This is a genomic window from Reichenbachiella agariperforans, from assembly GCF_900142205.1.
Taxonomy (GTDB): Bacteria; Bacteroidota; Bacteroidia; order Cytophagales; family Cyclobacteriaceae; genus Reichenbachiella; species Reichenbachiella agariperforans.
Genome location: NZ_FRAA01000002.1, coordinates 547,523 through 570,813, shown reverse-complemented (window position 1 = coordinate 570,813; position 23,291 = coordinate 547,523). Strand labels below are relative to the sequence as shown.

Sequence of the window (23,291 nt, the reverse complement as noted above, 5' to 3'; positions counted from 1 at the left end):
GTAGTTTGTTTTCTGGACAAAAAATAACCAAGCATCATGAGATAAACTTGATGCTTGGTTATTTTTTGATACGGTTGTGGTTGACGAACTATTCTTCTCTATCCCAGCCACCAAATAGCCAGTTGCCAAGTGCGTCTGGTTTGCTACTTCGCATGAACTGATCTACTGATCTGATCATCTCATTGTGTGAGATCTTGCCGTCTTTGTTGTCATCCAAGCTTTTGAAGGCTTTCGGTGCAAAACGCACCTCGATTCTCATTCCGATGAATAGATCGATATATTCGTTTTGAGAGATGTATCCATCATCATTTAGATCAAATAGCTTGAAGATCGTAGAGGTGAAATTGAGGACATATTTTTTGTAGGTCTCTTCATTTTTAGGATCTAACAATGAAGACATGAAGTTGAGCCATTGCTCTAGTGTACCATGGTCACCATCTATAAACGGGAGTAAGCTGTTCCAGATGGTTTCGGTCATATTCATGACCGTATTGTACTCTTCGGTATCAATGTCGAAATCCCGTACGATGCATAGGTTCTCTCCTATCGCCTCAAAATCCTCTCGCTCGATGGTGCCGCTACGATCAAAATCGAGGACTTTAAAAAAATGTGTTTGTTTCTGAATTTGAATTGGACTTAACATAACTGCTTAATTATAGATTTTCAAGAATCTGTTTTACCGTAGCTCTTTTTGTGTAATCGGGATCATAAAAAGCATAAAGTATGCTGCCATCGCTGGCAATGATATAAGTGGCGGGGACGGGTAAATTTGGTTGAGTAGAGCCGTTAATCTCAACCATATCAAGGTCGTATTTCTTTTTGTATTTTCCAACGAGCGCTTCCTCCATTTGGTATGCTACACCATAGGTATTCATGATTTGGAGATCCTTATCATAGATGATTTTGAAGGAAGCATCAGTTTTATCAACAGTTTTTTCTATGTATTCAGGTTTTTCGGGAGTGACTGCTATGACACTGCCTCCTTTTTCAGAGATGAAGCCAAGCGAGTCCTCCATCTGTGAGAGTTGTTTGTTGCAATAGGGACACCAGTAGCCTCTATAAAACATGAGGACTACAGGTCCTTTTTTCAATTGCTTGGAAAGGTCAAAAGGCTTTTCGAATTGATCCTCTCCCGTAAAGTTAGGTGCTTGATCTCCTTTCTTGAATTTCGAAGATTCTTTTTGGGCCACTACCATTCCCGACAGGGAGAATATGAGGCATACTAAGAGTAGATGGGTGCGAATGTCTTTCATCGAATGTTGTTACTGATTGGGTGTAAGATACGTTATTATGTGAATATTTGGATGGCGGATTTAAAATGGGTATTACTTGATACGTAGGACATCTTTCATATGAAAGATGAAGTTTTGAAGGGACTCTTCCCATGTCAAATCCGCATCCCATTTGAGACCGACGTATGTATCTTTGGTAAAGACGTGCTGGACGTAGTACTTCGTCACGACTGCATCTACAGGTAGTGGGTAGACTTCTGCGCCGACTGCCGAGGCTTTGAGTGTGATGTAGTCTGTTTCTTTGGGCTGTGTTTCGAACCCCAGCGATTTTTTGATCATCTCGCCTGTACCATCGACTCTCATGAGTGCAAATTGATGACCGTCGTTATAGATGGCCAGTGCTGTGACCTCATCGGTCAGTTGGTATTTGAGCGGGCTATAACTAGAGAGAATCTGCTCTAGTTTTCGATTCTTTCGGTCTATTTCCTGATTGAATTTTGCGACTCGCTGGAGGTAGGCCTGATCCACAGCTCTACTGTCCTGAACGATGAACTTCTGAAACCGTGGTACGACGAGGGTTTCTATTTTGAGATCCATGGCATAGCTAGGTATCCTGCGACCTTGGATGATATCTGCTTGTGCAAAGAACTCGGGAAAGTCTGGAATGAGATAGTTGGACATTTCCATCTCTTCTCTGATGATCTCCTTGTTCATCTCTACGAGAATTTTGGTTAAATCTTGACCTTCAATTTTCCATGCATTTTGCCCTTGGCTAATAAAGGTGTTTTCGTCATCAAAGGGAGTCACAGTGATTTTGTATTGGTATGTGGGTTCGGGTTTTCCGGTTATGCGTTTCTGATCTACTAGTATGACATACTTGATTTCGCGGGCTGCTAGCTGTTCAGTAAAGATACGGTTGGCTTCCACGTTGCTAAAGACATCGTCGATGTAAAAGTAGGCAACAGGATCGATTTTCATTTGTCTAAAATACTTGTGGACAAATCGAGAGAGTTCTTTCCAATCCGACCGGATCCGTGGATCTTCTTCGGATCTAGGAGTTGAAAGTAGCACAATGGATTTTCGAGAGAGAAGGTACTTGGGGAGATTGTCTCTATAGGTCAGTTCCTTGAAGTCCATGGCAGCCGCTCCGACCATTTGCGCTTGGCTACTGTGGTTATATATGACAAGCAAAAGCAAGCAGAAGACCCACCGTAAGAATTTGTTCCTATTCTCTGACATATAACCCAAAGACAAAGTATTTTAGTTCAAATTGAAAATTAGATAAATTGATTAACTAGCCGATAGAAAAGAGGATTAAATAAAGCAGAATGTGTAAAAATAGATGCCAATGGGCAAGAGATTCTTTTGAGGCCTACGAAAGATACCATGACGAAGAATGGGGAGTACCTGTGTATGATGATAAGGTGCATTTTGAGTTTTTGATTTTGGAGGGTGCTCAGGCAGGGTTGAGCTGGAGTACGATCATCAAAAAGCGCGAGGGCTATCGTCAAGCTTTTGCAGATTTTGATGTGCAGAAGGTGGCCACCTATACGGATGAAAAAATGGAGGAGCTTCGCAGTTTTGAGGGGATCGTCCGAAACAAACTCAAGATCAAATCAGTGGTCACCAATGCCCGTTTGTTCATAGAGATTCAAAAGGAATTTGGAAGCTTCAGCCAATACATTTGGTCATTTGTCAAGGGGGAAGTGATCGTGGGAAACTGGAAGCAGATGTCTGAGGTGCCTGCTACGACTCCAGAGTCCGACGCACTGAGCAAGGATCTCAAAAAGCGAGGGTTCAAGTTCGTCGGTAGTACAATCATGTATGCGCACATGCAAGCGACTGGTTTGGTCAACGACCATACGGTGGATTGCTACCGCTATCATGAACTTTTGAAAGGATGAAATTGACAATTGCGCAATCTTGATTACCTTCGCAGAGGTAATTTAAAAAGAAAAGGCTATGTTTAATCCAGCAGTTACAGACGGAGTAAATTTATTTGTGAATATCGTAGTATGCTTGGCGGCTTTTGGTGCGGCTGTATCATTGATAGATTTCAGAAACTCAAACAAGAAAGAAGAGAAGCACTAATTGTCCTCTTCGTTAAAGAAATTGAAACCTCAGATTACAGTCTGAGGTTTTTTTGTTTGCAATGGATTATACGAGTTGCTCCTCTAGGTTTTCGCGAATTTCTAACTTGCCTTTCTTTGATGCCTTGCTTGCTTTTTTCTTTTTGCCGGGTGCTTTCTTTTTGTTGAGCCAAACGATCAATCCCGTGATCGGTAAGCTTCCACAGATCAAACTGATGAAGAAGGCAATGGTTTTGCCTGTCAATCCGAGAGCACTGCCCATATGGAGGTCTAGGTTGAGCATATCGAGCTGATCCGCAAAATTGGCCTCATTGAACCGGTCTCCTTGTACCCGAAAGCGCTCCAGTGTATACTGGTCGTAGTAGTATATGTTCCTGTTGAACCACGATCCTTCGTCTTGGTAGGCGATGATCTCAATGGCGTCATCTGGATCTTCCATAAGAGGAGTCATGTACATGCCCGCCATTTGATTTTTTTCTTCTGCCATGACCTTGTACCACGCCAAGTCTAGTACCGAGACACTGTCTGTGGCAGTATCTATCTGTGTAGTGTCCGAGTGGGGGTGGTGATGTCCTGGCTTGCTGTCGCCAGCTGAGGTCACATAGTAAAGGCCATCTTCGAACCACTCAAAACTCCAAACTAGTCCTGTGACTGCAATCACAAAAGCCAACAATAGGCTGTAGAAGCCTAGTACGTTGTGTAGGTCATAGTTGACCCGTTTGAACGTGCCTTTCCATTTGATTTTGAAGCTTTTGTTGCGGTTGGATTTTTTTAGGTTTTTGGGCCACCACATGATGAGACCAGAGACCAGCAAGAAGAGAAAGATCAAAGTGCAAACTCCAACGATAGGTCGGCCTATATCATAGGGTAGCCATAGGGCACGGTGACCGTCGAGGATGAACCGAAAGAAATTGAAGTGGTCCTTGCCGAGGAATTTCTGCTTTTTGATGAATTCGCCTGTGTAGGGATTGACGAATACGGCGGTAAATGAGCGCTTGCCATCAGTAAAACTGCTAAAACCGACTGCTGCTGCTCCATCTCTATTGGCATAGGTGAGCCCTGTAGGTTTGCTGTCAGGCATCTGTGCCATGGCGGTTTCGAGAACGACACTTGGCGGGATATATTCTTTGTCTTGTACTTCTACATATTTCCAAGGCTCTGAACCGAGCGCTCGCTCTATTTCGTCGTGGTAAACGTAGATGCAGCCCGTGATGCTGACAATGAATACAACCAAACCTGAAACTAGTCCTAGCCAGAGGTGTAACCAATCATTTAGCTGGCGGAGTGTGCTTTTTTTGTTTTTCATCGGACGATTGTCATCAATGGGTAATGTAATTAGGGTGATAAAGTAAGCCAATAGTCGAGAGACTATTGGCTTACTAAGTTTGTTATCAATCGAACCTGAAGAATCCAGCGACGAAGTTGGCTTCAACCAATGCGCCTTTTTCGGCAGTCAAGTTTTTTGTATCGATTTTGTATACATAGATCCCGGTGTCTTCTGGAATACACTGATAGACAAAGTCTCCGTTGTGTAGTACAGCGAGTCTACGACCATCTCCAGAGTGCTCAGGCACATCGCTGATGAAGGCTACGGATGGCGTTTCTAGATTGACAACTGCTGTCTCCAAAGGACTGTCTGACCAGCGGCCTTGTTGTGCTCTTTCATCACGATTGATTTGAGCAAAAGCACGGCCATCACCCAGGTATTTGAGGTGAGAAATGGTTTTTCCATCTGTCAAAGCTGCCACGTCGAAGAAGTAGTCTGCATCAAATTCCGTCTCTCCTTTGTTGATTTTCAAGATGCCAGCGGGCTTGGTAGATTGGCTGTATCCGTTGGCAGGGTTAGAGTGAGACACACCGTATATATTCCCATCTTCGTCAGCGAATAGCCCTGCTTTGATATTGAAGCCACCCAATGGACCTACGCGATCATCTTCGATTACTTTGATGAATTCCAATTCTGGATAACTATATACTGCTACTTGAGCTTTGTCCGTATACGGGGTGTTGTAGGTGTCTCGGTCACTGATGTAGTAGCTGAGGAACACGTGGTCTCCGCTCACAGCGAGACCAGAGTAGGCTGCTACATACTCTGTAGTCAAGTTGGAGGCAGGGCTAGAGAATGTTTCTTTGACAGAAATCGTGTTGTTGTCAATGGTGTAGAAAACCACTTGATCCGATTCGCTACTGAGTGATACAGCGAGCAAGTTGTCGTCATCGGCTCTCACGAGATCCGAGAGACTGTTTGCAAAGGTAGCAGAACCTACTTCGCTTAGTGATTCATCTTGGTTTTGGATGATGCTGTGTACATCTGTAGCACCTAATCCACCGATGCTATAGAGCGTGCGATCGATTTGAGTATAGTCGTAGTATCCTGGTTGCTCGATCGCTTCAGTGTTTTGAGCGCTCAGAGTACCGGTCATCACGTCCAAAAAGGGAACGGTGTAATAGGTAAAACCACCTTCACTACCTTGAATAGCAAGAGTTACAGCAAAGTCACCTTTTGCTGGAGAGACATCGTCTCCTTCGTCACATGAGCTCAGTATGCTCGCAGATACCAATGTTGCAATAGCCAAAGACAGTAGTCTGGCACGATTGATCAGATTCATATAATTACGTTTCATTTTTAAAAATTAATACATCGTCTTGCCCTCAGTTTAGAGGACGAATCTCAATTTGAGATAAAAAGCTCTTCCAGGTTTTTGTAGGTAGTACCGATCGTACAATCGGGCGTTGGCGAGGTTGCGACATTCTAGAGTCAGGTTGTATTTGCCCTCTTTGAGACCGTAGGATATTTCGGCATTGTGTGCGGTTTGGGTTGGGATGACTTTCTTGTTGTCCTTGGACCCGAGCTCCGCCCAGTCTAGGAAGTACTGCTCTATATAGCTGAAGTTGTAGTTGATACTCAAAGAACTGCCTGACGGCATCCAATCACTGAAGGTCAGTCCAGCATGGGCATTGCCAAAGAGGTAGGGGGTATTGGGCAGACGAAAGCCCTTTTGGTAGTTTTTTTGCCAACCCGTGTTGGTGTAGGATTCGTTGTAGACAGAGTCGGCTTGATCCGTGATGTTTTGGAAGGTGATGCTTGCGCCGAGGTTTAGGATGTTTTTCCATTGGTATTTGACTCCTCCTTCGATCCCAATATTGCGTGCTTCGCTGAGGTTGGCATAGTTGGTTTCTGGATTGCCTCCTTTTACTACTTGGTAGATGAGGTCTTTGGATTTTCGATAGATCAAACTACTTTCTAAGTGAAACCTGTTGACTTCTCGGAGTTTGAAATCATAACCCAATCCAAAATTGAAATTGTCGCTTTGCTCAGGGCCTAAGTCTGGGTTGGGCTGCACAAATAGCCCGTCTCCGAAGATTTCGTTGGCCCATGGCATACGGTAGGTGTGTTCATAGGAGGCTTTGGCTTCTAGGTTGGGAAGTAGGTAGTATGAGGATGCGATCCCGTATCCGAAGTTCTTTTTGTGACTTTCTACTGCTTCGGTTCGCTGTGTGGAGAGTCCAAAGTCGAGCTGTTTGGAGCTTTCGACACCTAAGAAGAAGTACTTGCCGAATACCGTGGCACTCCATTTTTTCGTTGGGTCGATTTTGTAAGCTAGCCCTACGATCTGTTTGGTTTGGGTATTGGGAAACTGATTGGCAATGCGGTTGGGATTTTCCTTGTCAAAGGTCTCACGTGTAAAATGTGTCAACGAATAGTTGAGAGCCAAGGATTGTTTTGCTCCTATCTCATAGCCAAGGTTGAGCTGGCTCGATAGCTCTTGGTCGTCGAGTGTGCTTTGGGTGAGCGACGACTCTCCGAGTTTTCCTGGATTAGGGATTGCCTCGCCCAGCCAATTGTAATTGTAGCCTCTGAGTGTATCGATGACTTCACTGTGCGTGCGATTGTAGGCACTGTATAGACTCAGGTCTAATCCCTTGACGAATAGATCTTGTTTGGCATACTTCAAAGTGGCAATAGCCGATCGACTGTTTCGCATGATCTTGCCATAGACCGTTTCCATAGTAGTTCCTGTCTGTACTTGCTGGTCATTGCCAGAGAGGATCGCCCCGATCAGGAGCTGATCAGCGTAAGGCTTGTCGACAAAACCAGCTTCCATTCTGAGTGTCCCCGATCGGTAGCGATCATGAAAGCGCTCTACATTGGTGGTATCTACGATGGCGTTGTTTTCGAGGATTTGAGCCCAGACTTTGTAGTTGTTGTCCGAGTAGTTGCCGATCACATTGGTACGGACTGTAAATCCCGTATTTTTGTTGGTATAGGCACCATTGAGAGATAGCCGGTGGGTGTTGAATGAGCCTACGGTGTAGGACATGTCCATGTAGTTGCGCTTGCTGGTGGTGATGATATTGACTGCTCCACCGAGCGCATCGGTACCGAGCCATACGGGGACGACTCCCTTGTACACTTCGATGCGTTCGATCATGTTGACGGGGATGTTGTTGAGACTTAGCGAAGAACCGAAGTTGTCCATTGGGATGCCGTCCATGAAGAATTTGACCTGATCACCCGAAAAGCCATTGAGAGAAAAGTTGAGCGTAGAGCCAAGCCCTCCGTCTTGCATCACGCGTACCCCCCCTACTCGGTTGAGCATGGTCTGTGCGTCAGAAGTTGTATTGAGTAGGTCTTTAGCCGAAATGGCAGTGACTGAGTAGGCCTGTTCGTTGATTTCTCGTGCCATGGATTTTCCTTCGATTTCGATGGCACTCATTTCTACAGTGTTTTCTTTGAGAGTAAAGTTGACTTCTGTCTTTTGCGAGGGTTTGAGTGTTAGCGTTTTTGTTTGCTTGTCGAACCCTAAAAATTGGGCCGTTAGCGTATGCGTACCAGCGGGAATATTGGTGATCTCGAAGCGACCATCCTCATCAGATATTGTCCCGGTGGTACCGTGATCGATGATGATCGTGACACCTAGCAGAGCCTCTCCTCCGGCTGATTTCACCTTGCCAAATACTATTGACCCATCAGATGTTTGCCCTAAAGCGACCTCCCCTACACACAATACCAACCACAGGCAACTCACTGCTATCCTTAACCGTCTCAAAAACAGAATTATTTAGATTTGTTATAAATAGATGCAAATATGAACTTAAGCAATGAGAATGAAAAGCCTTATTTAGAATAAGACTAAATAATTTAATATTTCGACATCTAATTTTAAGAGCAGTATATTAAATCAAGCTTGTTTGGCAACTTGATAAAATGATAATCTCGCATTGTTTATTATCAATCGTCTTTTCGATAAATTCACCCATAATATTATAATCCCTTATCATTTGGAAGAGCAAACTTTAGACACTACAGAAGTAACGAACAAATACTTTGACCGAGATTTGAGTTGGTTGACATTCAACTATCGCGTGCTCAAAGAAGCGCAGAGCAATGATGTTCCTCTTTTTGAGAGGCTCAAATTTCTTGCGATTTATTCCTCTAACCAAGATGAATTTTTTCGTGTTCGGGTAGCTAACCTGCGCAACTATATCAAGTTGGATAAGAAAAAGATCAACAAGGCACTGGAGTATGACCCAAAGGCACTTCTAACCAATATCCATGCGCGTGTCCAAGATCAGATGATCGAGTTTGGTGAGACGCTCCGTAAGAAGGTATTGGTAGAGTTGGAGAAAAATGGCGTGTTCATACTTGCTCCTGAGTTGCTGAATGAAGACCAAAAAGCTGCTTGTCTCTACTTTTTCAAGACAAAGGTGCTGTCGTTTTTACAGCCTTATATATTCGGCTACTCTAGCCGAGAACCGTTTCTTAACAACCGTGAGCTGTATTTTGCGCTACGGATTCAAAACAAATTTTCAGGTAACATTGATTTTGCCTATTTGAATATTCCATCTAATCGGGTTGCTAGATTTTTTCAACTGCCCTCTCCTAATGTTCAGTTTCATTATATGTTCTTGGACGACATCATTCGGATGAATCTGGATTTTGTGTTTCCAGATTATGACATCCTCGAATGTCAGAGTATCAAAATGAACAAGGACGCAGACTTGAATATTGAGGACGAGTTTAGCGGAGACCTTGTGGAGAAAATTCAGAAGCAAATTGAACGGAGGAATGTAGGTGTTCCAGCCCGTTTCTTATATGACACGACTACCTCTGCGGATTTATTGAGTTATCTCAAAAGTGCATTTGATCTAATGGATGAGGATCTCGTGCCTGGGGGGCACTACCATAGTTTGTTTGATTTCTTTCAACTGCCCAACCCGATTGGTAAATCGATTGAGTTTGAACCTATGACACCTTTGCGTAATGTGCGGATAGATAGGCATAGGTCGATCTTTTCAGCGATAGATGAGAAGGATCAGATGCTGCATTTTCCCTATCACACCTATAATTACATCTTGCAGTTTTTCAATCAAGCGGCGATTGACCCCCACGTGAGTGAACTCAAAGTGACCTTTTATCGAATGGCATCAGATTCATTGATCGGAAATGCACTGATGAGTGCTGCCAAAAATGAAAAGAAGGTCACTGTATTTATGGAACTCAAAGCGCGATTCGATGAGGAGAATAACCTAAGGTGGGCCGAGCGGATGCAAAAAGCAGGTGTCAAGATCATCTACAGTATTCCTGGATTGAAAGTACATGCTAAGGTCGCTTTGGTCAAAAAGAAGACTGAGACAGGGATGATCAAGAATTATTGCTTTTTTGGGACAGGAAATCTAAACGAGAAAACAGCCTCGATGTATGCGGACCACGGTTTGCTCACCTGTGACAAAGAAATGGGTGAAGAGCTTGATGACTTGTTTAAATATCTGTACAAGAGAAAAGATCCGGGAGCGTTTAAAAGTCTTTTGGTGTCTCAGTTCAACATCATCGATGGATTTGTCTCTCGTATCGATCGTGAGATAGCGAATGCACGTCAGGGTAAAGAAGCTTATATCATCATCAAACTGAATAATCTCGAAGAAAAAGGTATGATAGACAAGCTCTACGAAGCGAGCCGTGCAGGAGTGAAAATTGATATGATCATCCGCAGTATCTGCTGCCTCATTCCTGGAGTACCAGGGATGAGTGAGAACATCACGATTCGCCGAATTGTTGGGCGGTTTTTGGAGCACGGGCGTATCATTTGGTTTCACAATGACGGGAAAGATGAACTCTTCATGGGTTCTGCCGACTGGATGAAGCGTAACCTCAAAGGTCGTATAGAGGTGAAATTCCCGATCAAGGACAAAGAGCTCCGAAATCAAGTCAAAGAACTACTCCGAGTACAGCTAAAGGACAATACCAAAGCGGTGATGCTAGACCAAAACATCAATAATATCCCAATCAAGGTCAAGCAGGGTCAGCGCCTCTATAATGCTCAAATGGATACTTACTCGATCATCAAACGTTGGGAGGATATGGGCTAGCGCAGAATATTCTGTGGTATTGAATGTAAAGTGTTGGTATAGAGTGGAATTATTTTAATCGAAGCGTATTTATATTAAAATAATTCTATTTTTGAATTTCTTGTAACTCATTATATCTATTAGTAGCATGAAACCAATCTTTTATTTACCACTTTTCTTGTTGACTCTTTTTTCCTGTCGCCCAGCTCAAAAGTCTGATCAATCGACTTTTCAAGAGGTCGTTAAACAACACTTGGGTGATGATTTTCAAACTTTCCCTAATCAGGACGAAACTTACATTCTTGTTTTTTCAGAAGAAGATAGAGAGGGTCTCTTGATGACTACATTTTTAGTTTGGGATAAAGAATCAGAGGCCATCCTCTATCAAAGAACAGTCAAGGATGGCTATGTCAAGTGGCTTAATGCTGATGAGATAGTATATAAAGATACCCCAGGAATTATAGAAGCATCTAACCCGAACTTTACCTATAAGTATGACCTGAAAAAGAAAGTTAAAACAACATATAACCCGAATAACAATGAATAAAACTTCTACAATAACCATAATTAGCATAGTTGCTTTTATTGCCCTGATTGGCATTTGGCAGACTGTGAAGCTAGCGCCAGTTACTACCATAGTTGTCAGTAGTGATCAGAGCGATTCCAAAACGGGTCATGAAAAATGGCAGGAGGAACATGAGGCCAAAGTGGCTAAGCATAAAAAAGAAGGCTACAAAAAAAGTGATAAGCCAAGCCAGTATATCCTGCTGAAAAATGCGTTGATGACAAGAGAAGGACAAACGACGACAGGATATGGATCAAACTATCAGCAGGTCGAGTTAACTAAGGCTAAAGTACAGAGCAGCCTAACTTTGTCAAAGGCTAGAACAAAGGCCGTTGCTGGTTATGATTTTGATGAGAGAGGGCCGGGCAATGTACCAGGTAGAACAAGAGCGGTAGTGATAGATCCAGATGATGCGGACGTATGGATCGCTGGAGCTGTTGGTGGCGGTATTTGGAAAACAATAGATGGAGGACAGTCTTGGACGAATAAGTCTACAGGTTTGACCAATCTTGCGATCTCATGCATGGTCATGGCACCATCTAATCACGATGTGCTGTACGCAGGTACAGGTGAAGGCTGGGGAGCATCTGGAGGAATGATTAAAGGAAGTGGGATCTATAAATCCACTGATAGAGGAGAGACATGGGAACAAATAGCAGCCACTGCTGCCAATGATAATTTTCAAATGGTCAACCGTTTGATCGTTGACCCTCAGGACGAAAATGTATTGCTAGTTGCGAACAGCAATGACCCATTGTATGCCAAATTTTTTAATTCAGGTGTTTTGAAGTCTACGGATGGGGGTGCTAACTGGACGAAAGTACTCAGCACTGACGGATATGCTCAGCAAATCGTCGCAGACCCTAGTGATTTTAATACGCAATATGTATCCGTACGAGGAGTAGGTGTTTATAAATCCCTTGATGCAGGAGATACATGGGTCAGTAGCAGCAAGGGGCTTTTACCTAATGGCCGTCTCGAGATAGCAGTATCCCCTGTAGACCCAAACAGGTTATTTGCTTCGGTGGTTGGTGATGTGTCAGGGACAGGAGCTGATTTATATTTAAGTGATGATGCAGGAGCCAATTGGTCTATATTGACAGAAAAGGATGGTGAAGATTTAGAGTTCTTGGGTGGACAGGGATGGTATGACAATACGGTCTTGGCACACCCTTTTGATAAGGACAAAGTGTATGTCGGAGGAGTGAATTTGTTTTTGTTTACTATCCAAGACGGGCAGATCGAAGGTGAACCGCAGTTTATTGGTGCGAATGAAAACGGCACGGATGCATTTATGGGACTGGTTAATTTTGATAGTGGACAAGTATATGGAAACAAAATAGCTCTTGGGTCTATTGATGCGTCTGAGTTTGTTTCGATAGAGATTCGTTTTGGAGCTGGCCTGAGTCAAAAGGCTCACCGATTCGAAGTACCAGAGGGTGCAACATCTGGTGTGGGTGCTGGGGATTACAGTTATCAGGATTATGTCGATGTACCATTTGAAGTGTGGGACACGGACAATGACCAACAGCTCATGGTTTCGTTCCGTGATCAACAGGGAGACGGAAAATTCAATTTGTTAGCACAAAATTCTGAGGGTGATGCTTCAGTCCAGTCTAGAGAGTATCTTTATGTACACAAAGTCAACTATGATGGGGCTGCTGCTAATTCGAGTATTGCGGTCAATGGTGGCCATGAGTTTCAAGACATGTATTTCTTCTGGCCATTCTTGGTAGAAGGAGCTACATGGGATGATACGAATTTGCCTACTTCTACTTTTGAACTTTATTATGGTCAGTTGGTCAAGAGATACAAAAAGCGTGATGTGATCACAGATGCATACGGGGAGAATGGTGGTAAAAATAGTTTTTCACAGACACAAGGAGCTACGGCTACCGAAGGGGTACACCCTGACAACCATAGTTTGACTGCTGTCATTTCTGATGCTACTGCCCAAGAGTTCCAAATCATCTTGACAGGTGATGGAGGCTTGTACAAAACAGCAGTAGGAACAAACCCTGGGTTTGAAGAGGGAGATTGGACCTTCTCAGGGCTCGGCTTTAATACGACTCAGTTCTATGCTGTGGATAAGATGGGAGGAGAGAGTAGATACGTTGCAGGTGCTCAGGATAACGGATCTTGGATGTCACAACAAAATGATGAGGGCAGTCCTACGTCTTTATATGCAAGAGCAAATGGAGGCGATGGTTTCGGTGTTGCTTGGAATTATAAGAACGCAGACTTATTGTTGACTTCTGTCTACTATAATGCAATAGAAAAATCGAGTGATGGAGGAGCTACTTTTTCTAACGCGACTACAGGGCTTAGTGACTCGGATGAGACGAACGCCCCATTCAATACAAAAATTGAAAATGTAAAATCAGACCCAGATTTGGTCTATGCAGTTGGTGCTAGCGGAGTATGGAAATCTACTAATTTTGGAGGAAGATGGAGCCTCAGTGCTATTAGTGAGCAGTGGGCTCTGAGGACTTTTATGGATGTAAAAATCTCTAGAGCCAATAACAATATCGTTTGGGCTGGAGGAGCCATGACGGACAGCGAAAGCTTGCATGTATCGATAGATAGGGGACAGACTTTTGCTGCGACGAGCAATTACGATGAAGTGACGTTGGGGCAGATTTCAGGTCTAGCGACACATCCTACAGAAGACTCTACGGCATATGTTATTTATTCCTTTGCCAAAGGGCCAAAAATTCTAAAGACAGAAGATTTGGGTCAGACTTGGGTTGATTTATCTGGGTTTGGAACTGGAGCTGTGAGTACTAATGGCTTTCCTGATGTGGCAGTGTATGACCTTCTAGTGATGCCGCATGTGACTACTACGATTTGGGCAGGAACTGAAATCGGGATCTTCGAATCGACTGATGCTGGTGCATCTTGGCACATGCTCGACGGTGATATTCCAGCGGTATCCGTTTGGGAGTTGAGAAATATAGATGACCAAGTGGTTGTCGGGACGCATGGTAGAGGAATATGGTCAGTGACCATAAACGAACTACCCACACAGGGTTTCAATCCCGTCATTACTTATGTAGGGTTCTCGTTAGATGGCAGTCCTAGTGTCAACTATAATCTAGAAATGGATGTTGACTCTGTTAAAGTAACTATTGGAGGAGAACTGGTGTACACGGATAAGACAGCGAAGACTTTGGGCAGTTATGAATATGTGTCGGATGAGCCATTGGCTACAGGTTCTGAAATTGCTGTGATTGCTTATAGCGGAGGTCAAAAATATGTTTCTCAATATTCTACACCAGAAGTATTGAGTTATGGCGAGCCTGTTGATAGTTATTCGAATGACTTTGAAACGACATCCAGTGATTTTTCTGGAGTTGGCTTTACCATTGTTAATTTTGGCTTGGGAAGTAGGTCTATTGTGACTTTAGATGGCTATGAAGACAATGCTAACTATGTCTACACACTAAGTAGCCCAATCATTGTCTCGTCTGATCCCGAGCTCAACAAGGTCGAGTTTGATCAGGTTGTGATTGTTGAACCTGCTAATGACTATGTAGTAGTAGAAGCTTCATTAGATGGCAAGACTTGGGTAGAGATATCAGAGAGGTTTGATGCGTCTATGGATGAAGCATGGAACAGTTTGTTTGGGACGACTTCTTTTCCAACTGTTGATAACTATAGAGCGCAAAGCATTGTGTTGACAGATCATTTTCAGGCTGGAGATGAGGTCTTGATCCGTTTTCGATTGAATAGCAACGCGTCTGTCAATGGCTGGGGTTGGGCAATAGACAATTTGGTGATACAGGCGGAGGAAGTTTTAGGAACGAGCTCGAATACGGTATCGTCATCTATTTTGGTATATCCTAATCCAGTGACGGATCGAATGATTAACCTACAATGGGAAGAGCCTATACGAAGTGCGCTGACTATAGAGTTGCGCAACACCTCTGGTCAGCTTGTAGTGAGGGAAGAGGTAGCGTCTAGCGATCTTGAGTCTGGGCAACTTAGACTAGATCTGACTCATACTACGATCAAAAAAGGTATGTACCTCATGAACTTCAAAACGGACAAAGGAGAAACTCTGCAGGTCCAAAAGGTCCTGATTAATTAATAGGTTCAATTAAGGTTTGGAGGCTTGTGAGCGTGTTCAATTCAGAACCGCTCGCAAGCCATCATAATCTGAGTCTTTGCAGCGTACATACCCTTCTATAGAGTACAAATCACTCATTGCTGCTTTTCCCTCTTCGGTTTCCAAAAACTTGATAATACCCAACGAAACAGGGTAGTAAATATCCTTGCTGATGTGCTGACCGAATACGACAGGATCATTAGGTATTGGCTCGGTAACTTCTATAATTTTTACTTTGTCTGCGACATCTGGGTATTCTTTGACAAGGCGCGAACGGGCATCACGAATCTCACCATCACTAGAGGGTTCAGAGTAGAAAGTTGCGCCAGCATCTGCGATTCCTTTGTATACCATTTTGATGACACGATCATGTGTCCCAGCAAAAGCCATGTGACCAGGCAAAATACCCTGCTGCTCTAAGATGTGTTTTGGAAAGAGGTAGCCAGATGCAGATAGAGAATCCGTATAGGCGATGGATTTTCCGTTCAGATCAGATAGGCTCAAAACACCACTATTAGTATTCGCGACTATCTGTCCAAAATAATTGGACTTGCCATATCGTACCGCTCTTAGTTTGGCAGTAGCGCCATAGAGTTGGTTGGCTTTGATGTAGCTCGCCGAATTCATCATGGCGATATCTCCGTATTGGGAGGCAAAGGCATCTATCATCTCTTCGTAGCTCTCTGGGACATGTAGCGCAAAGTTTAGCCCAGTTTCTTTTTCTAGGAAAGATACTAGGGTAGCACCAGTTTTTTCTACGAGCTCACTGGTTCGAGATGGAGTTAGATAGATTTTAAGCGGGTACTCAGTAGAGCCTAGATTACGGTTGTTCTCGGGTTTTTCTTGCTGTTGTGTGACAGTTGTTTTTTGTTCGATGTGCTGTTCACTTTGTGTCGCTGAGGGTGTATTGGAGCTACAGGCATTGACAAGGGAAAGTATGAGCAATACAGCTCCATGTGTAAATGATCTCGAGTTCACTGTTTCGATCGGTTAAGGTTAGAATCTAAAAAGGTCTAGTAAATCGCTGCGATGATAAAAGAAAAACGATCAAATTCAAACTAAATTGGTGTAAGCCCTATGGCATGGTTGCTGTTGTCTTAGACATTATTGATTAATTTTAGGCGGGCAGGACTCTGCTCCTAAACAATTTTGCTATGAAAATTTATTCCGTTTTGATCGCCATAGTCTTTGGCTTGCTGGGTTCAGTTGTGGCGCAGGAGAGTGATTATTCATTTTTCCCCAAGGTGATAGAGACTGACAAGGGAAAAATTGTCATCTACCAACCCCAATCCGAATCCCTAAAAGATGATGTGCTCCAGTCGAGAGCAGCATTTTCAGTTAAGACCACCGAAGCTGCTGCACCGACCTTTGGGGTGATGTGGGTGACGAGTTACCTACAGGTTGACCGAGAAGAAAGAATGGTTACCCTCACCTCAGCGGAGGTACGAGATGTTCGTTTTCCAGATGCAGTAGATTCTCTTAAGATTCAAAAATTTAAAGCTTTTCTCGAATCAGAGATTCCTAATTGGCATTTGACCTTCCCTTTGGATGGCTTGTTGGCGACTTTGGAAGAGGTGGAGGGACAGGTTACAGACGATTTTCAGCATCAAGCCCCTACTATTTTATTTAGATCTCAACCCGCCGTACTGGTGATGATAGACGGTGATCCCAAATACAATGAATTGGAAAAGGGTTATGATCAACTGGTCAATACGCCAGTTTTTCTCCTCAGAAAGAAGGAGAAATTTTTTCTCTACGGAGGTAATGATTGGTACAAAACGGACGATTTGTTAAAGGGTAAATGGAGTAGAATCAAAAATCCACCGACGAGCCTCAGTGCTACAGAAAAAAAATACAATAAAACTGCAGATGATACGATCTCTGAATCTGAGGACAAAAAGCAAGACCCAGAAATTATCGTGGTGACAGTTCCTACTGAATTGATTGTGACCGAAGGTGAGATGGATTGGGTCCCTATTCCGAGTAGTGGACTGATGTATGTGGATAATACATCCGCAGATCTTTTTATGGAAGTGGAGACTCAGGACTTTTATCTACTGATCTCAGGTCGATGGTTCAGAACTGAGTCATTGGATGGTGTATGGGCTTATGTGCCAGCGGATCAGATTTCTAAAGAGTTCAAAAATATCCCTGAGGAGTCATCTAAAGGAGACGTACTAGCGAGCGTACCTGGTACAGCAGCAGCACGAGAGGCTGTGCTAGATGCGAATATTCCACAGACAGCTGCTATTGATCGCAAGACCGCCACGGCTAGTGTGACGTACGATGGAGATCCGATATTCAAAGAAATAGAGGGAACGAGTTTGTCCTATGGAGTGAATACGGCGAGTTCAGTTTTCAAGTCCAAGGATGTTTACTTTCTCTGTGACAATGCCGTTTGGTTCAATTCACAAAATGCCACTGGGCCATGGGTCGTATCTGACGTGAGGCCCGTTGACATAGACAAGTTGCCATCTGAGAACCCGAACTATAATGTGAAGTATGTGTATATCTATGAGAGCACACCTGAGGTAATCTATGTGGGCTATACGCCAGGTTATGTAGGCTGCTATGTGTATGGTTCTACTATTATTTATGGTACCGGCTTTTATTATCCTGGTTGGTATGGGCGCTACTATTATCCACGTCCTGTGACCTATGGCTTTTCGGTACACTATTCTACTTATGCGGGTTGGAGTGTAGGTTTTGGTGTAGGATACGGTGGTTGGTATGGTGGCAGAGGCTGGTATGGCCCTCCATACTATAGGCCGCCATATTATCGTCCACCGCATCACAGGCCTCCTTATCAGCGTCCCCCACATGGCAACAGACCTCCTGCTGGCGGAGGCAATCGACCAGGAGGAGGAACACAGCATCGACCAGACACGAGACCTGCGACTGTACCTCGCGGCAACAACCTTTATAATCACCGTCAAGATGTCGCACAATCAGGAAACCGTACGAGACCGACGACTCAACCAGGTAGAACGACATCTCCAGCTACTAGACCAGCCAATAGACCTGAAACTCGGCCTGCGACTACTGGGGCTGGCAGAGGAAATAACGATGTGTATGGCGATAAGAAAGGCAATGTGTACAAGAGATCAAGTGATGGGTGGCAGCAGCGTAGCAACAATGGATGGTCAGCACCTTCGCAACGTCCGTCGAATGGACAAATGAATCAAAGTTATCAAAACAGACAACGGGGCACGCAAAGAGCACAAACCTATCAGCGGTCTCGGCCTGCTGGTGGTGGTATGAGCAGAGGCCGTAGATAAGAAATTATGAAAAAAATCAACCTAACAATCTGTGTAATGTGGCTTGCCATAGTGACTGTCTATGGGCAAGATGCTCACTACTGGACGGAACAATTCGGAAACAAATCTATGTTACTCGGTGGCAATGTCATCGGTAGCGTCGATGATCTAGGCGCTACTTTTTATAACCCTGCTCGCTTAGCATTGCAGGATGATCCGAGTTTTTTGATTAGTGCGCAGGCGTATCAGTTGATTACGCTGGGGGTTAAGGACGGCGTACAAAAGGCTGACCTCAACGAGTCTTCCTTTGGGAATGCGCCGACGTTGGCTGCTGGGAGTTTTGAAGTGCCGTTTTTGCCCAATCATAAATTTGCTTATGCGTTTTTGTCTAGGCAGCAGGTAGATTACAATTTAGGTACGCGCTCTGAGATGGTGTATGAGTTCAATGATACATGGCTGGGTGAGGAGACCTTGTACATAGATTTTAATGTGAACAAGACCGTCAAGGATGATTGGATGGGAGGTAGTTGGGCCTACGCTATTTCGGATCGATTTAGTGTTGGTTTTTCAGGTTTTTACTCTGTGTTCAATCAGAAAAGATCATACACTTTATTTCAAGATGGACTGAGTAATGATAGTAGTGCCGTAGCGTCTTTTGAAAGGACGCGCATTAAGAAATTTAGTGCATCTAGTATCGTCCTCAAGGCTGCGGGAAATTATGAAACAAAGAACTTTAGCCTTGGGATCACGGTCACGTCTCCTTATCTCGTATTCAAAACGAGCGGAGGCACAGAGTATGACGAAGTACTGAGTGGGTTTGATTTTGATGAGGACGGAGAATATGACGATGATGGTCGTTTGATGAAAAACACTACCAGTGACGTGGATGTGAAATACCGAACGCCATTTTCAATTGGTATTGGTTCTGCGTATGATTTTGGCCCTGTCAAGGTGCATGTGAGTGCTGAGTGGTTTGACAAGGTCAGCCGCTATGCTGTCATGGTGCCAGCACCATTTTATGCGCAGAAGGTTCCTGATTACTTGTTGGACGGAGAAGAAAAACTTGAAGTCAAGGACAGGCTCTACGATGAGCGAAATTCGGTCATCAACTGGGGCGTGGGGTTGGAATTGAGTTTGGTCAAGCGACTGAAAGGTTTTATGAGTGTAGCGTCTGATTATTCTACGCTGGATCAGCCCGAAACAGGTATATCAGGTGTAGTCACAGATAATTTTGATAACTCGGTTTTCACGGCCAACATCTACCACTATGGGGGTGGTTTTATGCTGAACTTCAATAAAATAGAGGTGACCCTAGGTACTACTTATTCCAGAGGAACTCAGTCTATTGGAAAGATTGTCAATCTGCCAGGGGATAATTCTAACCCAGATGAAAGAGTTGATGTGCTGTGGGAGCGTTGGCGCTTTTTGGTGGGCTTCTCTCTTCCGTTTTATAAGTTTGGCTAAATGATTTTTGCTCTAGCGAGAAAAGAGAAATAGATAGCATGCAGTCGTCTACCGCATGCTATCGTGAAAGAAATAATGAACCTGGTTAAGCGGGTTCGACGCTTTTCGCTGAATTTGAAGTAGTTGTTTTTGTTTTGGATTGTACCCATGCCGTGGCTTTGTCTGCGATCTCGAAGGCTACAGGGACAAGATAGATCGTCAGGCAGAGAGAGGACATCAGTCCACCGATGAGCACCCAAGCCATGGCGTTTTTCCACTCAGCACCAGCACCTGCGGCGATTGCAATCGGAATCATCGCAATCACCATGGCGATGGTTGTCATCAAGATTGGCCTCAATCGATCGTTGCCTGCTTGTACGACAGCTTCACGAGTGGATAGGCCATCTCCTTTGAGCTTGATGGCAAAGTCCACAATCAGAATAGCATTTTTGGCGACAAGCCCTAGGAGCATAATCATACCTAGGATGGTGAATATACTCATCGTCGAGACTGACAAACCTAGGGCAAGCATCGCACCGATCACGGCTACAGGTATGGAAAGTAGTACCACGAGCGGGTAGACGAAATTGTCATAGAGTGCGACTAAGATGAAGTAGATTAGCAATAGAGAAATGCCAAAAGCACCACCTAACGCACCGAAACTTTCCTCTTGGTTTTTGACATCTCCACCCCATACGAAACTCACAGTCTCAGGAAAATCAGCAGCAGCCATTTGTTGTTGGATAGACTGGGTGACATTGCCGACCGGTACTCCCAGTGCAAAGGCTGTAACGCCGACTGATTTGATTCTATCTTTTCGTTCCAGCATAGAGGCTGATGTACTTTGATTCACTTCGGCAAACTGACTCAGGGTGATTAGCTGACCTTTGGTGTTGATGAAAGGAATCTGCTTGACATCCTCGGCATTTTTGCGATCAAACTTGGTGAGTTGTATCATGATGGGGTATTCTAGACCGTCCTCTCGGTACTCATTGTCGTCATTGCCTTGAAGCGAATTTTGTAGCGTAGCACCGACTGTGGCGACATCTAGTCCGAGCATGGAGAGTTTGTCTCGATCGATTTTGATTTCTACTTCGGGCACGCCTGTTTCTACGGATACATTGACGTCATTGGCTCCTGGTGTATGTTCGATCATATCTTTGACGCGATGCGCTACCTCTATCACTTCGTCGTAGTTTTCGCCTACGACAGATACGTCGATTGGTGCAGTCCCCATGTTGACCATGCCTACCAACGAAACACCTACTTTGACACCTGCATATTGCGCTCTGATTTGGTTCATTGTTTCGATCATATATGCCTCAGTGTTCACATTTTTGAATTGTTCTTGATCCAATATGACATTGAGCTCAGACTTGTAGGGGTCTCCGAGTCCCGTGCCTCCGATTCCAGAAGAGGGCCCGCCTACGTTGGTCAAGATCATCTTGACCTCTGGTTTGGAGGCGATCCAGTTTTCAATTTCACGAGTACGGAGATTATTGGCTTCTATACTGGTGACTTTGCTGTATTCGAGGTTGAGTTTGAATTCACCTTTGTCTCCAGATGAGAAAGTCTCTGATCCGATCACTCCCAGACTTCCGATCCATCCTGTCATACCAAATAGAGCGAGGAGGATAGCAAAGAGTACCCATTTTTTGTTCATGATCCATTTCAGGGAATTGTTGTATCCATCGTTGATCCAGGTCAGTCCTGATTCGAATTGGATCAAGATCCATTGAAATGGGTTTTTCGGATTGAGGTGAGTGATTTTAGAAAACTTGGACATCAGCCATGGAATCAATGTGAAAGAGACCAAGAGACTGAATAAGGTCGCTACAACGATCGTCCACGAAAACTGACGGAAAATATCTGCGACAAAGGACTCGACCATGGTGACAGGAATAAACACGATGACAATCACCAAAGTAATAGACACTGCTGTCAATCCAATCTCTGCGATACCATCGATGGCGGCTTTTTTGGGAGACTTGCCCATTTCCATGTGTCGGTAGATGTTTTCCAACACTACTATTGAGTCGTCCACGAGGATTCCAATCACGAGTGACATGGCGAGTAGGGTCATGAGGTTGAATGTGTATCCCATGGCGAACATAAAGGCAACTGTCGCAAGTAAGGACGCTGGTACAGCGATCATGACGATCAGTGCGTTTCTAAAACTGTGTAAGAAGAGCAGCATCACTACCGCAACGAGTATAATGGCGATCTCTAAGTCGTGAAGGACGGCATTGACCGCTTCGAGGGTGAATTCTGCGTCGTTTTGTGCGACGGCAAAGTGGAGGTCCTGTTTGTCGTAATGCGCTTCTAGTTCTTCGAGTTTGGTGAGTACGGATTCGGATACTTCTACCGTGTTTGCATCTCCTTGTTTTTTGATGCGAAGTAGGATGGCACTTTTTCCATTGAGTCGGGCGATACTTTCGGCATCTGCTATGTCGTCGGTGACTCTTGCGAGGTCTTTGAGCCGTACGGTTCCGCCGTCTTCGGTGGTCGAGACGATGAGCTCTCGGATTTCCTCTACATTGGCAAATTTGCCCGAGATCCGTACCGTCACCGCTTCTCCGTTTCCTTTGACTTTCCCTGTAGGGAAATCCAAATTGGCATAAGAGATCGATCGAGTGACCTGCAGTAGGGACAAATTGTAGTACGTAAGTTTTTCGGGATCTACGCTCACGCTGATGGTGCGCTGCTCTCCTCCTAGTATGTCTATCGATGCGACTCCTTTGAGCTGCTGGAGTTGAGGGATGAGTTTGTCATCCATCTGGGCATAGAAGTACTTGCCGTCCATGTTGGAAGTTGCACTGATCTGCAAGATGGGTAGATCGTTGGGTGAGATTTTGGAGATCGATGGGTTCTCTGCATCGTCTGGTAGATCACTGATGACGTTGTTGATTTCACGTTGTGCATCTTGCATCATCAGGTCTAGATCTGTTCCACTTTTGAAGTTGACAATCACGATCGAGGCGCTCTCGAGGGACTTGGAATTGATCTCATCGAGATTGTCCAATTCGGAGATGGCATCTTCTATTTTTTTGGAGACCGAGGACTCTACTTCTGAGGGTGCCGCTCCAGGGTAGATGGTCGTGATCGTCAAGGTAGGGCGAGACATCTCTGGGAGGAGTTCATAGCCGATTTTGTTGAATGACAAAAGCCCCGCGATCGACGTGAGCAAAAAGATCACGAGGATGAATGACGGTCTTTTGATCGAAAATTCTGCAATATTCATGTTTC

General features: G+C 44.4%; 14 protein-coding genes. 6 read left to right on the top strand and 8 right to left on the bottom strand.

Annotation, left to right across the window (positions count from 1 at the left end; all coding sequences use genetic code 11):
* Positions 1 to 88 precede the first annotated feature (88 nt).
* The 3 genes from BUB99_RS08775 to BUB99_RS08765 all read right to left on the bottom strand — a co-directional run bounded on the left by BUB99_RS08775 (position 89) and on the right by BUB99_RS08765 (position 2,471).
* Complete coding sequence (locus BUB99_RS08775) at positions 89 to 643, bottom strand: EF-hand domain-containing protein (RefSeq protein WP_073121568.1); 555 nt, start codon at positions 641 to 643, stop codon at positions 89 to 91.
* Positions 644 to 653: 10 nt separating this feature from the next.
* Positions 654 to 1,253 (bottom strand): peroxiredoxin-like family protein, encoded by a 600-nt coding sequence (locus BUB99_RS08770; protein ID WP_084190455.1) that lies wholly within the window; start codon positions 1,251 to 1,253, stop codon positions 654 to 656.
* A gap of 72 nt (positions 1,254 to 1,325) precedes the next feature.
* Positions 1,326 to 2,471 (bottom strand): hypothetical protein, encoded by a 1,146-nt coding sequence (locus BUB99_RS08765; RefSeq protein WP_139280951.1) that lies wholly within the window; start codon positions 2,469 to 2,471, stop codon positions 1,326 to 1,328.
* An 89-nt stretch (positions 2,472 to 2,560) separates the two neighbouring features.
* Here BUB99_RS08765 and BUB99_RS08760 point away from each other — a divergent pair, with 89 nt between their 5' ends.
* Positions 2,561 to 3,136 carry a DNA-3-methyladenine glycosylase I gene (locus tag BUB99_RS08760; protein WP_073121562.1) on the top strand — a complete coding sequence of 192 codons (576 nt, stop codon included), beginning with the start codon at positions 2,561 to 2,563 and terminating at the stop codon, positions 3,134 to 3,136.
* Between the two features lie 253 nt (positions 3,137 to 3,389).
* Here the strand turns inward: BUB99_RS08760 and BUB99_RS08755 are convergent, their stop codons facing one another.
* The 3 genes from BUB99_RS08755 to BUB99_RS08745 form a co-directional block, all read right to left on the bottom strand.
* Positions 3,390 to 4,628, bottom strand: coding sequence for a PepSY-associated TM helix domain-containing protein (locus BUB99_RS08755; protein ID WP_073121560.1), 1,239 nt, complete (start codon positions 4,626 to 4,628; stop codon positions 3,390 to 3,392).
* A gap of 85 nt (positions 4,629 to 4,713) precedes the next feature.
* Positions 4,714 to 5,946: a DUF4374 domain-containing protein gene (locus BUB99_RS08750; protein ID WP_245816816.1), complete on the bottom strand. Its 1,233-nt coding sequence runs from the start codon at positions 5,944 to 5,946 to the stop codon at positions 4,714 to 4,716.
* 33 nt (positions 5,947 to 5,979) lie between these two features.
* On the bottom strand, positions 5,980 to 8,271 hold the full coding sequence (locus tag BUB99_RS08745) for a TonB-dependent receptor (RefSeq protein ID WP_245816815.1): 2,292 nt from the start codon (positions 8,269 to 8,271) through the stop codon (positions 5,980 to 5,982).
* 334 nt (positions 8,272 to 8,605) lie between these two features.
* On the opposite strand from BUB99_RS08745, the gene ppk1 reads away from it, so the two are divergent.
* The 3 genes from ppk1 (at position 8,606) to BUB99_RS08730 (ending at position 15,327) form a co-directional block, all read left to right on the top strand.
* Entirely contained in the window at positions 8,606 to 10,693 is a 2,088-nt protein-coding gene (ppk1, locus tag BUB99_RS08740) for a polyphosphate kinase 1 (protein ID WP_073121555.1), read from the top strand.
* A gap of 127 nt (positions 10,694 to 10,820) precedes the next feature.
* Positions 10,821 to 11,219 carry a hypothetical protein gene (locus BUB99_RS08735; protein ID WP_073121552.1) on the top strand — a complete coding sequence of 133 codons (399 nt, stop codon included), beginning with the start codon at positions 10,821 to 10,823 and terminating at the stop codon, positions 11,217 to 11,219.
* Entirely contained in the window at positions 11,212 to 15,327 is a 4,116-nt protein-coding gene (locus BUB99_RS08730; RefSeq protein WP_084190452.1) for a VPS10 domain-containing protein, read from the top strand. The genes BUB99_RS08735 and BUB99_RS08730 overlap by 8 nt, the downstream gene beginning before the upstream one ends.
* 36 nt (positions 15,328 to 15,363) lie before the next feature.
* Here BUB99_RS08730 and BUB99_RS08725 read toward each other — a convergent pair whose 3' ends face one another.
* Positions 15,364 to 16,323, bottom strand: coding sequence for a phosphate/phosphite/phosphonate ABC transporter substrate-binding protein (locus tag BUB99_RS08725; RefSeq protein WP_158584286.1), 960 nt, complete (start codon positions 16,321 to 16,323; stop codon positions 15,364 to 15,366).
* 176 nt (positions 16,324 to 16,499) lie between these two features.
* Between BUB99_RS08725 and BUB99_RS08720 the strand changes: the two genes are divergently transcribed.
* Positions 16,500 to 18,623 carry a hypothetical protein gene (locus BUB99_RS08720; RefSeq protein ID WP_073121549.1) on the top strand — a complete coding sequence of 708 codons (2,124 nt, stop codon included), beginning with the start codon at positions 16,500 to 16,502 and terminating at the stop codon, positions 18,621 to 18,623.
* 6 nt (positions 18,624 to 18,629) lie between these two features.
* Positions 18,630 to 20,066 carry a hypothetical protein gene (locus BUB99_RS08715; protein ID WP_139280949.1) on the top strand — a complete coding sequence of 479 codons (1,437 nt, stop codon included), beginning with the start codon at positions 18,630 to 18,632 and terminating at the stop codon, positions 20,064 to 20,066.
* Between the two features lie 85 nt (positions 20,067 to 20,151).
* Here the strand turns inward: BUB99_RS08715 and BUB99_RS08710 are convergent, their stop codons facing one another.
* Positions 20,152 to 23,286, bottom strand: coding sequence for an efflux RND transporter permease subunit (locus tag BUB99_RS08710; protein ID WP_073121546.1), 3,135 nt, complete (start codon positions 23,284 to 23,286; stop codon positions 20,152 to 20,154).
* Between the last annotated feature and the right edge of the window lie 5 nt (positions 23,287 to 23,291).